Genomic DNA, 12,643 nt, shown 5'->3' with positions numbered 1-12,643 from the left:
AAGGCAGTCAAGCACAGTTGCAACCTATACAATGGCAATATTCTCCTTTAGCAGCGTCCAACCCAGGACATCCTATTACAAAAAACTTAAACCTGGTGAAGTTTGATTTTGGTAGTCCAATAGACACTTTAAAAAATGCTGTAAATAAGACCATCTTATTACAAAGTTCTCCACAATCTAAGCTAGAAGGTGCACCGTCCATAATTTCTTTGGCAGACGTAACGCAAGAAGTTGACGAAGCGACTTTTAATTCAGGCCCTCAGAATTTGGCAGTCTTACTAGAAGGACAATTCATCTCTGTTTATGACCAGCGCGTGCTACCTTTTAAAGTCAATAATTTTAAATCCTCAAGTGCGGAGACTAAAATTGTTATTATTTCTGATGGAGATGTTATAAAAAATGAAGTTATTAGAAATAGACCGCAAGAATTAGGGTTCGATCAATTGTCTGGGCAAGCCTTTGGAAATAAAGAATTTCTCTTAAATACCATTAACTACCTTTTAGATGACACTGGACTTATAAACATAAGAGCCAAGGAAATTAGTGTTGCCTATCTTGATGCTGATAAAATCAAGGATCAAAAAGCAAAATGGCAGCTTATAAATATCGCATTACCATTGGTCATCCTTGCGGTTTTTGGATTTGGATTTAACTACTTAAGAAAGAAAAAATACACCTAGATTTTGTTAATAAGTTTGTTTTAGAAAACCCTTGCATTGAAATATATTTGTAAGACAAATTAAAACGACATAACTAGATATATTTAGCATGAAATTTATTGTTTCGAGTACGTATTTATTAAAACAACTCCAGGTACTTGGTGGTGTTATTAATAATAGTAATACCCTTCCTATTTTAGATAATTTCTTATTTGAATTAAGCCAGTCAAAATTAACTGTTTCAGCAAGTGATTTAGAAACTACCATGTCTTCAACCATTGATGTTGAAAGTGATTCTGAAGGACGTATTGCAGTACCAGCGCGTTTATTATTAGACACGCTAAAAACATTTCCAGAGCAACCTTTGACCTTTGTTGCAGAAGATAACAATACGGTAGAGATAAGCTCTAATCATGGTAAATATGCTTTAGCTTATGCTGATGGTGCCGAATTCCCTAATGCAGTTTCTGTAGAGGACGCAAGTACTACAACAATCATGGGTGATATTTTAGCAAATGCGATTAGCAAAACAATTTTCGCTGCTGGAAATGATGATTTACGACCTGTAATGAGTGGAGTATTCTTCCAGTTTTCACAAGACAACTTAACCTTTGTTGCTACAGATGCTCACAAATTAGTGAAGTATACACGAAACGATGTTAGTGCTTCGGAATCTGCCGAATTTATCATGCCTAAAAAGCCATTGACGCTGTTAAAAGGTATTTTGGCTGGAAGTGATGACGATGTCGTAGTAGAATATAACGAATCAAATGCTAAGTTTACATTTGATAATTCAGTACTTATTTGTCGTTTAATTGATGGCAAGTATCCAAATTACGAAGCAGTTATTCCAAAAGAGAATCCTAACAAATTAGTCATTGCTAGAACACAGTTTTTAAATTCTGTACGCCGTGTTAGTATTTTTTCTAATAAAACCACGCACCAAATAAGATTAAAGATTGCTGGAGCAGAACTTAATATTTCTGCAGAAGATATCGATTATAGCAATAAAGCCGAAGAGCGTCTTACTTGTGACTATCAAGGTGACGATATGCAAATTGGCTTTAACTCTCGATTTTTAACTGAGATGATCAATAATTTAAACTCTGATGACGTACAATTAGAAATGAGTTTACCAAATCGTGCTGGAATATTAACACCAATTGATGGGTTAGATGAAGGCGAACACGTAACTATGTTGGTAATGCCGGTTATGCTCAATAATTAAACTATAGTTGGTTTTTATTATAAAAAAGGCTCACAAGATAGCGAGCCTTTTCTATTCCATGTTTCTTTTATAACTAACTAACAAAATTAAGAGACAATGGATAGCTAGGTAATTCTCCGTTACTAGCCTTTATAGCGTTTACAATTGGCATGACAAAAGCCAAAATACCAATAAGTATTAATAGTAATATTCCTAGACCGAATACTATCATTAATGGAATACTCAAAATGCAATACACTATAATACTTAATTGAAAATTCAAAATAGCCTTACCATGAGCGTTCATACCAATCACTTTATCTTTTTGAGTCGCCCAAATAATTAACGGCACTACAAGTCCTCCACATCCTGTGATATAAGTTAGAAGTTGCGACAGATGCGTCAGCATTAATAACTGATTATCTGTTCTTTTAAGTGTATGATAATTCGATTCCATAATAACATTTAATTTATGAGACGCTCATTTTTAAGTAATGTTACAGAATAACTGAAAATATGTAGTTAAATTAAATACTATTAGAACGTTCCTTAAATCATGCTATTAAATATACATAACACATTTATAATCGGCTATTAGACATTTATTGTAAGAAAAATGAAATATCGACAAGTCCTATCTTAAGAAAAAGTTAAAGTCACCCAAATACTTTGTTGAATATTTTCTTAAATTTGACCAACAAAAAAAAGAGCACAATCTCTTGTACTCTTTAAAACTAATTAAGTTTTTGTGTCTTTTAGTCCCATACTAACTTAAATCGCCTATATAGCAATCAATTTAGACACATACCAAATATAAGAATATTATTACAGGGAAAAATTGACATTTGGTAATTTTTGTAACTTTTTTTCATATTTCAGATTTATAGAGAAAACTCAGATAAGTTACTCACTTTTTATAAGGTCTATTTTTTTATGAAAATTTCGCTACAGCACTAGAAAAGGCATAATCGCTTATGATTTTTAAAATAACTCCGTTGTTGTATCCTTTAGCCATACACCAACTGAAATAACCTTAACAATCAATTTAGATACTATACTTTATAAAAATTTTTCCTTTAAATTATTGAAATATATCTCATTTTTTATACTAACAATAATGGCCATTACTTCCCAATACAAAAGTTTGCGAAAATATTACCTAGTAAATCGTCATTTGTGATCTCGCCTGTAATCTCACCAAAATGATATAAGGCCTGCCTAATATCAATAGCTAATAAATCACCAGATAGGCCTGTATCTAAACCATGTTGTACCTTTTGGACTTCTTCAAAGGCTTTTAACAATGCGTCATAATGTCGTGTATTGGTTATAATCGTTTCATTATTTCTTAAGGCCCCTGTATTAATGAGATTTAATAAGGCATCTGTCAATTCTTCAACCCCAGAACCAGATTTTGCCGACAGCAAAATAAGTTTGGAAATAGCAGTTTTTATAAACGATAATTCTTCAGTTTTTAATTTATCTGTCTTATTTCCTACAATGAGTAGTGGCTTTTGAGGGTATTTATTTCTTATTTTCTCTATTTCTAATTTAACCGTTTCAAGATTATTACTTTGTTGACTAGAATCAAATAGATAAATCGTAACTTGAGATTGTTCAATTTTTTCAAAAGTCTTTTTTATACCAATACTTTCTACAACATCTTTTGTTTCTCTAATCCCAGCCGTATCAATAAATCGAAAGCCAATACCACCTATAGAGATTTCGTCCTCAATAGTATCTCTTGTTGTTCCAGCAATTTCTGATACGATTGCTCTTTCCTCATTTAATAATGCATTCAATAAGGTAGATTTACCTACATTAGGTTCTCCAACTATAGCAACAGGTATTCCATTCTTTATAACATTTCCAACGGCAAAAGAGTCTATAAGTCGCTTTAAGATAAAACTAATACGTGTAATCAATGCTTTAAATTCCCCACGATCTGCAAATTCTACATCTTCTTCAGCAAAGTCTAATTCTAACTCTATCAATGAGGCAAAGTTTAAAAGTTCTTCTCGTAATTTTGCAATTTCAGATGAAAAACCACCTCGCATTTGTTGCATCGCAATTTGATGAGACGCTTGGTTATCACTAGAAATTAAATCAGCCACTGCCTCAGCCTGACTTAAGTCTAACTTTCCATTTAAAAAGGCTCTGAGCGTAAATTCACCTGGAGTTGCCATTCTACAACCCAGCCTTAAAAATAATTGAATGATCTCCTGTTGTATGTAAGTTGAACCGTGACAAGACACCTCTATAACATCTTCTCCGGTATAAGAATTTGGATTCTTAAATATGGCTAATAATACTTCATCTAAGGTCTTTTTATCATCAACGATATGCCCTAAATGAATAGTGTGAGTCGGTTGATCTTTTAAATCTTTATTAGATACAGATTTAAAGGCTATTGATGCGATTGAAATAGCATCTGGACCTGATAAGCGAATGACAGCGATTGCACCGCTCCCAGATGGTGTTGCCAAGGCCACAATAGTATCGCTATGCATAGTAAAGCTCTTTAGTACAAAAGTATCGCAAATTAAGAGATTGATAAAACGAAAGGGATTCTATTTATAATTTAATTTACATTCCTTTAATAATGTTTATTCGGCATTGTTTATATATTTGTGCTGCTATAAATTGAAAATCATATAGAAATGAAAAAAACACTCATATTAGTATTGGTTGTATTGTTATTTGCTAGTTGCAAGCAAGACCCAAGGACTGATTTTGTTATTAACGGGAAGGCAGAAGGTATATATAATGGGATTAGAGTCTATCTTAAAAATGTTGATGACCAAGGCCGAGAAGCCATAAAAGACACCGCCATTGTAATGGATGGAAAGTTCACCATGAAAGGTTCTGTAGAAGAACCAAGTGTATACTTTATTTCTCTAGATGGGACGAAAGGTGATGCTATTTTAATGCTAGAAAATAGTGAAATAGACATTGAAATAAACAAGGAAAACCCATTAGATTCTAAAGTTACAGGTTCTGAATCTCATATAGGATTTGTAGACTTTCAAGATGAAATGGCACAGATAAGAGAAGAAGGACGACAAATTATGATTCCTTACCGTCAACTAAAATTACCTGAAGAATCTGATAAACGCGACTCTCTTCAATTAGAACTTGAAAAGGTAAGTGTTAGATTAATTGATCATCCATTAAACTTTGTAAGGAACCATAAGGATACTTACTTCAGTCTTAATCTTATTGGATTGGAAGCCAATAAACCAAAATTTAAAGTCGTTGAGTTTATGGAGGCGTTTAATAACCTTGACTCTGATTTAAAAGCATCAGCGCAAGGGAAGAAAATTAAAGCAAAATTAGAAGAGCTTCTAAAAGCATATGAAAAAGTAGCCTACTTAGAAATTGGAAAAGTAGCACCAAATTTTGAAGCACCAACTCCAGATGGTGAGATTGTTAGTCTTAATGATTTAAAAGGTAAAGTAACCATTATAGATTTTTGGGCAGCATGGTGTGGGCCATGTCGCAGAGAAAATCCAAATGTTGTACGTATTTACGATAAATACCATGACCAAGGGTTAGAGATAGTTGGAGTATCTCTTGATGGCCAGAGCAGACAAAAAGACCCAAAACAAGCTTGGCTAGCAGCAATTAAACAAGATGGTTTAAAATGGAATCAAGTATCCCATCTTAAGTATTTTAATGATCCTATAGCTAAACTTTATGATATTCAAGCCATTCCTGCAACTTACATTCTGGATGCCGAAGGAATAATAGTTGCTAAGAACTTACGGGGAAAAGCACTAGAGAACAAAGTTAAAGAGTTATTAGAAAAAGCCTAAACTTAAATTTAGGTATAATAGGTAAAAAGCCTGCTCAAGCAGGCTTTTTTTATTGCAGTTTTCCAGTCTTATACAAAATATATAATATGATTATTGGCACTGCCAGTAAGGCTACATAGCCAAGTTTGGTTTCAAATAAACTTGGTTCTAAGATTAGTGTAATGGCATAACCTCCTACCGCTCCACCAAAATGCGCATCATGACCAATATTACCAATTCTGTTTTTCATACCGTAAATAGAATAAAGTAAATAACCAATACCAAATACATAACCAGGTATAGGCACAGGAATAAAAAACATATACAATCGCATACCAGGATCTAACAGAATCGCTGCATATAAGACACCCGTAACTGCTCCACTGGCACCAATTGCACTATACCAATACTCTTCTTTATGAAAATACAGAGATAATAGATTTCCGAAAATTAAACTACCTATATATACAATAACAAAGTTTAGATTCCCCAAACGGTCAATCACATAACTCGCAAAAAAGAAAAGGGTAAACATGTTAAAAAGAAGATGTGTAGTATCCGCGTGAAGAAATCCAGAGCTCAACATCCGAATTTGCTCTCCTCTTCTGATGCTTCCTACATTGAACTTATACCTTTCAAAAAAAGAGCGATCATCAAAGCCCTTTATAGAAATAATGGCATTAGCTGCTATTATTGTAATTGTTATTGGATCTAACGTCATAAAGTAATCTATTGATTCAAATATAATATATTTGCGCTTCAGTTAGAACATGCTTTTATGCAACTTATTGCTTACATTCTTGTTTACCCAATTCTTTGGTTAATCTCAATATTACCATTCAGGCTGTTATATGCCTTTTCAGATCTCTTATATATATTTTTATATAAGATTTTTGGTTACAGAAAATCAACAGTAAAGCACAATTTGCAATTAGTGTTCCCTGATAAATCTGAAAAGGAAATTAAAGATATAACTAGCCAATTTTACCATCATCTATGTGATATGATTGTGGAAGCCATTAAATCTCTGACAATAACAAAAAAAGAAATGCAAAAACGATTTTCGTTTAGTAATATCGAATTAATTCATGATTTAGAGAAGAAAGAGCGAAGTATCATATTAATGTGCGCACATTACGGAAGTTGGGAATGGATATTTATCCTTCAGACTTATATAAAGTATAAAGGTTATGCCGTTTATAAACGTTTAGCAAATAAGTACTTTGATAAATTGGTCAAAGGGATTAGAGCAAAATACAATTCTCATTTAATAACAACGAAAGAAACATTTAATGTGTTAACGGAATGTAATTCTAAGGGCGAATTAACTATTAATGGTTTTGTATCTGATCAATCCCCTAAAGCTAACAAAGCTTTTCATTGGAATGAATTTATGGGTATCAAGGTTCCGATGTATACCGGAGCAGAAATGATGGCAAAGAAAATGGACATGGCAGTTGTTTTCTTTAGAGTTAGACGATTAAAACGCGGATATTACGAAACAACGTTCGAAACGATTACTGAAAACCCGAGAGAATTTGAAGATTACACCATAACAGACACCTTTTTTAAACTAGTAGAACAACAAATTTATGAGGCACCACAATACTACTTATGGACCCATAAACGTTGGAAACACAAAAATAAGGCCCCTAAAGAATTTCAATAAACATAATTAATCTAGATCAAACCAATCATCAATGCTAGATGTGTCACAAGGTTTATGTAACAGCGATTTATGAACAAATTCATTATTAAACCTTGAATAGTCATAATCTTTAGCCCAATCTTTATGATTTTGAGCAAGCGCTAAAATACTATCACAAACAAATTCTACTTCTTCATTTGTTGTTGTTGGATGAATAGACATCCGAATCCAACCAGGTTTACGTACCAATTCACCTAATGAGATTTCATCCGTTAATTCTCTAGACATTTGCTGATCTACGTGCAGTAAGAAATGCCCATAAGTTCCTGCACAACTACAACCGCCACGCGTCTGAATCCCAAAACGATCGTTTAGCAGTTTAACGCCTAGGTTATAATGTAAGTCATCAATATAAAATGAAATAACGCCTAATCGCTTTCTATGTTGGCTAGCGAGTATCTTTATATTAGATATAGATTCAAGTTTCTTAAAAACAATAGCTACTAATTCGTGTTCACGTTTCAATATATTTTCTACACCCATTTGCTCCTTGAGCTTAATAGACAATGCAGTTTTTATGGTTTGAAGAAAACCTGGTGTTCCACCATCTTCCCTATCTTCAATATTATCAATATACTTGTGTTCTCCCCAAGGGTTAGTCCAGCTTACAGTACCACCACCAGGACAATCTGGCACCATATTATTATACAGTTGTTTATTGAAAACAAGAACACCTGAAGAGCCTGGTCCACCTAAAAACTTGTGTGGTGAAAAGAAAATAGCATCTAATTGCGCATCCTTATCTTCTGGATGCATATTAATTTCAACATAAGGTGCTGAACATGCAAAATCTACAAAACATACTCCAGCATATTTATGCATTAATTTTGCAATATCATGATAAGGAGTCTCTATCCCTGTTACGTTTGAACCACCGACAACAGAGCAAACCTTTAATGCTCTGTCCTTGTGCTTAATTAAGAGCGACTCTAGATTTTTAAGACAGAACAAACCATCCTTATTAGGTGGTACAACCACAACTTTTGCCATGGTTTCTAACCAAGAAGTTTGATTAGAATGATGTTCCATATGTGAAATAAAAACAACTGGACGAATCTCATCTGGAATATGAGTGTACTCTCTTAAATTCTCCGGTATTTTAAGACCTAGAATTCTCTGAAATTTATTAATAACACCTGTCATTCCATTGCCACATGCAATCAAAACATCTTCTCCATTAGCATTAACATGCTGCTTAATAATTTGCTTTGCTTTTCTGTAAGCATTTGTCATTGCAGTACCAGAAACGGTTGTTTCAGTATGTGTATTTGCAACAAAAGGACCAAATTCATTACATAATTTATCTTCTATTGGCCTGTATAATCTACCTGAAGCTGTCCAATCTGTGTAAATGATTTTTTTTTCGCCATAAGGTGAATAAAAGGTTTGATCCTGACCAATAATATGCCTCCTATACTGATCAAAGTACGCTTCAAGGGCTGTTGCAAAATGTTCTTTCACCTCTGTAATCATATTCAAAGTTACTAAATATTTGCGACAGCTTTGATTTCTGATATAAATCGGTCTGCTAAAGTATCAGCAGTATCTTGAGAATGAGCCTCTGTATATATTCTGATAATAGGCTCCGTATTGCTTTTTCTTAAATGCACCCAACTGTCAGCAAAATCAATTTTAACACCATCGATTGTGGTCAATTGTTCGTGACTGTAATTGGTTTCCATAATCTTTAAAATTCCATCAACATCTAAATCAGGAGTCAATTGAATTTTCTTCTTACTCATAAAGTAATTTGGATAGGTTGCTCTAAGCTCGCTAACTGTCATTTTTTTTTCTGCTAATAGGCTTAAAAATAAGGCAACACCTACTAAAGCATCGCGTCCATAATGCAATTCTGGGTAGATAATTCCTCCATTTCCTTCACCACCAATTACTACATTGTTTTTTTTCATAAGTTCAACGACATTTACTTCACCAACAGCACTAGCTTCATACATTCCACCATGTTCTTCAGTAACGTCTCGAAGTGCTCGTGTAGAACTCATATTACTAACGGTATTCCCAGGATTTTTACTAAGCACATAATCCGCACAAGCCACCAATGTATATTCTTCACCAAACATCTCACCTTTCTCGTCCATAAACGCCAATCGATCTACATCTGGATCAACTACAATTCCAAAATCTGCTCGCTCTTTTACAACCGCATCAGCCAAATCACCTAAATGTTCCTTTAATGGTTCTGGATTATGAGGGAAATGACCTGTAGGATCGCAATAGAGTTTAACTGGATGTACTCCTAGTCTTTCTAAAAGTAAAGGAATGGCAATTCCTCCTGTAGAATTTACACCATCTACAACAACTTTAAAATTAGCATCTTGTATTGCCTTCTTATTGACTAAAGGCAATTCTAAAACTTCATCAATATGCAAATCAATATAAGCCTCATTTTTAGTGATTTTTCCTAAATCATCAACTTCTGCAAAACTCATATCATTAGACTCAGCAATGTCTAAAATCTTTTTCCCTTCAGCACCATCAAGAAATTCACCTTTATGATTTAAAAGTTTTAAAGCATTCCACTGTTTTGGATTATGACTTGCCGTTAAGATAATACCTCCATCAGCGTGTTCCATTGGCACCGCAACCTCAACTGTTGGTGTTGTTGATAAACCAAGATCAATAACATGAATTCCCATACCCACTAGGGTTTGCATTACCAAACTTTGAATCATTTCACCTGAAATTCTTGCATCTCTTCCTACAACAACTCGATAGTTGTCTTTTTGACGTTGCTGTTTTAGCCATGTACCATAGGCAGCTGCAAACTTAACTGCGTCAATTGGTGTAAGATTATCCTCTGCTTTACCTCCAATTGTTCCGCGAATTCCAGATATAGATTTTATTAAAGTCATAAGTCTTTCGTTTTGCGCAAATATAATATCTAATTACAATTTTGTTATTATGAATTTGTAAATTCGGCTAATGAATTTTTTGGCCCATATATACCTTTCTGGCAATAATGAATTAGTTACCATCGGTAATTTTGTTGCGGATGGAGTTCGAGGAAAAAAATACAAAGATTATCCCGAGGAAATTCAACTAGGTATTTTACTTCATAGAGACATTGACACTTTTACTGATGCGCACCCAGTTTTCCGTCGTAGCACAAAACGACTTCATAAGAATTACGGACATTATAGTGGTGTTATTATCGATATTTTCTTTGATCATTTTTTAGCTAAAAATTGGAGTGAATATTCTACGATACCATTGTCAAAATATGTAAACGAATTCTATAAAAGTCTACGAACCAACTTTGAACTGTTACCCACACGATTCAAACGTCTTACACCTTCTATGATTGAGGATAATTGGCTTTTGAGTTATGCGTCAATTGAAGGAATTCAACAAGTACTAAACGGCATGAATCGAAGAACAGATGGCAAATCCAAAATGAATAAGGCTACAACCGAACTAAAAAAATATTACAACGATTTTGAATCTGATTTTACGGAGTTTTTTGAGGAACTCATTAATTTTAGCAATAAAAAACGTCACGAATTAGAAAAACAATTTAAGATATGAAGCATATTGTTTTTATCCTAATAGCCCTTTTATGTTACTCATGTAAAACCGATACAGTTGCAAACAAAAGGCAAATAAATTCAAGAGGCTTAATTGCAAAAGAAGCCATGGTTGTTAGTGCTAGAGAAGAAGCGTCAAAAATTGGAATCGAAATATTAAAGAAAGGCGGTAATGCTTTTGATGCTATGATGGCTACAGAATTAGCTCTCGCTGTTTGCTACCCATATGCTGGAAATCTTGGAGGTGGAGGCTTCTTAGTATACCGACTAGCCGATGGCACTAAAGGCGCTCTAGATTATAGAGAAAAAGCGCCTTTGGCTGCATCCAAGAATATGTATTTGGATGAAAATGGAGAGGTTATAAAAGATTTAAGCACCGTAGGTTCTATGGCTGTTGGTATTCCTGGCACTGTAGCAGGAGTATTTAAGGCTCAAGAACGATTTGGACAACTCGATATAAAGACTATTCTCAGTCCTGTCATAGAATTAGCGCGTAAGGGTTATGTAGTGACTAAAAAACAAGAGCAGCGCTTAGCAGCATACGATAGTATATTCAAAACAGTTAATGGAAAGGAAATTCTATATAATAAAAATTTAAATGCTGGTAGTACAATACAAAATCAAAAACTAGCCGAAACTTTAGAACGTTTAGCGCTTAACGGAAAAGATGAGTTTTACAAAGGGGAAACCGCTAAAATCTTAGTTAATTATTTACAATCTAAAGGCAGCATTATTACTCTTGAAGACCTCAATAAATATGACGCTAAATGGCGCGATCCTATTTCTTTTGATTATGATGATTTAACTATAACTTCTATGCCACCACCCTCTTCCGGTGGTATTTGTTTAGCTCAGCTTATGAAAATGATTGAGCCTTTTGATTTAAACGATTACGGACATAATTCACTAAAGACCATTCAAGTTTTAGCAGAAGCTGAAAAACGAGCCTATGCAGATCGTAGTTTTTATTTGGGAGATCCTGATTTTGTTGATATTCCAGTCGAAACACTAATTAGTGACGTATATCTCAATGAGCGCATGGAATCTTTTTCTTTTATTGAGCCAACGCCTGTAGATTCTATTTCTCATGGATCTATTGTAGGATACGAAAGTGAGGAAACAACCCACTACTCCATTGTGGACCAGTTTGGAAATGCCATTGCAGTAACAACTACAATTAATGGTGGTTATGGTTCTAAACTTTATGTCGATGAATTAGGTTTCTTTTTAAACAATGAAATGGATGATTTTAGCAGTAAACCTGGTGAGCCAAATTACTATGGTCTTTTAGGCGCTGAAGCAAATAGTATTGCTCCTGAGAAAAGAATGTTAAGTTCAATGACTCCAACCATTGTAGAAAAAGATGGTGATTTTTACATGTCCGTCGGTACTCCAGGTGGTTCAACCATTATCACATCAGTCTTACAAACCATACTTAATGTCCATGAATTTGGCTTAACGATGCAAGAAGCCGTAAATGCCCCTAGATTTCATAATCAATGGTTACCAGATGAAATTAGAATGGAACCAAACGGTTTTGATGAAAATACAATTAAAAAACTCGAAGCGCTTGGTTACCATTTGAACTTTAAGCGTAGTCCGGTGATTGGAAAAGTTGATGGTATCCTAATTTTAGAAGATGGTACACTCGAAGGAGGTGCTGACAATAGAGGTGACGATACAGCAGTTGGTTTTTAACATTGTTTTAAAAGATTAGCACTTCCAGAATT

General features: G+C 34.1%; 10 protein-coding genes and 1 pseudogene. 6 read left to right on the top strand and 5 right to left on the bottom strand.

What is annotated here, in order from left to right:
* Together HRU49_RS06955 and dnaN are read left to right on the top strand one after the other, a co-directional pair.
* Positions 1-680 (top strand): annotated as a pseudogene (locus tag HRU49_RS06955) (gliding motility-associated ABC transporter substrate-binding protein GldG); the annotation flags it as partial.
* A gap of 88 nt (positions 681-768) precedes the next feature.
* The gene (gene dnaN / locus HRU49_RS06950; RefSeq protein WP_296355532.1) at positions 769-1,887 is read left to right on the top strand and encodes a DNA polymerase III subunit beta; all 1,119 of its coding nucleotides are present in this window, start codon (positions 769-771) and stop codon (positions 1,885-1,887) included.
* A 73-nt stretch (positions 1,888-1,960) separates the two neighbouring features.
* On the opposite strand, the gene HRU49_RS06945 is transcribed toward dnaN, so the two are convergent.
* Positions 1,961-2,323 (bottom strand): DUF4870 domain-containing protein, encoded by a 363-nt coding sequence (locus HRU49_RS06945; protein WP_296355530.1) that lies wholly within the window; start codon positions 2,321-2,323, stop codon positions 1,961-1,963.
* 667 nt (positions 2,324-2,990) lie between these two features.
* Complete coding sequence (gene mnmE / locus HRU49_RS06940) at positions 2,991-4,376, bottom strand: tRNA uridine-5-carboxymethylaminomethyl(34) synthesis GTPase MnmE (protein ID WP_296355529.1); 1,386 nt, start codon at positions 4,374-4,376, stop codon at positions 2,991-2,993.
* Positions 4,377-4,526: 150 nt separating this feature from the next.
* On the opposite strand from mnmE, the gene HRU49_RS06935 reads away from it, so the two are divergent.
* Positions 4,527-5,681, top strand: a complete 1,155-nt coding sequence (locus HRU49_RS06935; RefSeq protein WP_296355526.1) for a TlpA disulfide reductase family protein — start codon at positions 4,527-4,529, stop codon at positions 5,679-5,681.
* A 49-nt stretch (positions 5,682-5,730) separates the two neighbouring features.
* Here HRU49_RS06935 and HRU49_RS06930 read toward each other — a convergent pair whose 3' ends face one another.
* Positions 5,731-6,381, bottom strand: coding sequence for a rhomboid family intramembrane serine protease (locus tag HRU49_RS06930; RefSeq protein ID WP_296355524.1), 651 nt, complete (start codon positions 6,379-6,381; stop codon positions 5,731-5,733).
* Between the two features lie 57 nt (positions 6,382-6,438).
* On the opposite strand from HRU49_RS06930, the gene HRU49_RS06925 reads away from it, so the two are divergent.
* Entirely contained in the window at positions 6,439-7,329 is an 891-nt protein-coding gene (locus HRU49_RS06925; protein WP_296355522.1) for a lysophospholipid acyltransferase family protein, read from the top strand.
* Between the two features lie 6 nt (positions 7,330-7,335).
* Here the strand turns inward: HRU49_RS06925 and HRU49_RS06920 are convergent, their stop codons facing one another.
* Positions 7,336-8,841, bottom strand: coding sequence for an aminotransferase class V-fold PLP-dependent enzyme (locus HRU49_RS06920; protein ID WP_296355520.1), 1,506 nt, complete (start codon positions 8,839-8,841; stop codon positions 7,336-7,338).
* An 11-nt stretch (positions 8,842-8,852) separates the two neighbouring features.
* Complete coding sequence (glmM, locus tag HRU49_RS06915) at positions 8,853-10,241, bottom strand: phosphoglucosamine mutase (RefSeq protein WP_296355518.1); 1,389 nt, start codon at positions 10,239-10,241, stop codon at positions 8,853-8,855.
* 70 nt (positions 10,242-10,311) lie between these two features.
* Between glmM and HRU49_RS06910 the strand changes: the two genes are divergently transcribed.
* Both HRU49_RS06910 and ggt read left to right on the top strand, forming a co-directional pair.
* Positions 10,312-10,914 (top strand): acyl carrier protein phosphodiesterase, encoded by a 603-nt coding sequence (locus HRU49_RS06910; RefSeq protein WP_296355516.1) that lies wholly within the window; start codon positions 10,312-10,314, stop codon positions 10,912-10,914.
* Positions 10,911-12,611, top strand: a complete 1,701-nt coding sequence (gene ggt, locus HRU49_RS06905; RefSeq protein ID WP_296355514.1) for a gamma-glutamyltransferase — start codon at positions 10,911-10,913, stop codon at positions 12,609-12,611. The genes HRU49_RS06910 and ggt overlap by 4 nt, the downstream gene beginning before the upstream one ends.
* Positions 12,612-12,643: the final 32 nt, after the last annotated feature.

It is taken from the genome of Winogradskyella sp., from assembly GCF_013213975.1.
In the GTDB taxonomy this organism is placed as follows: Bacteria; Bacteroidota; Bacteroidia; order Flavobacteriales; family Flavobacteriaceae; genus Winogradskyella.
Note: the sequence above shows the minus strand (reverse complement) of the source record. Positions and strands in the feature narration are given on the sequence as shown.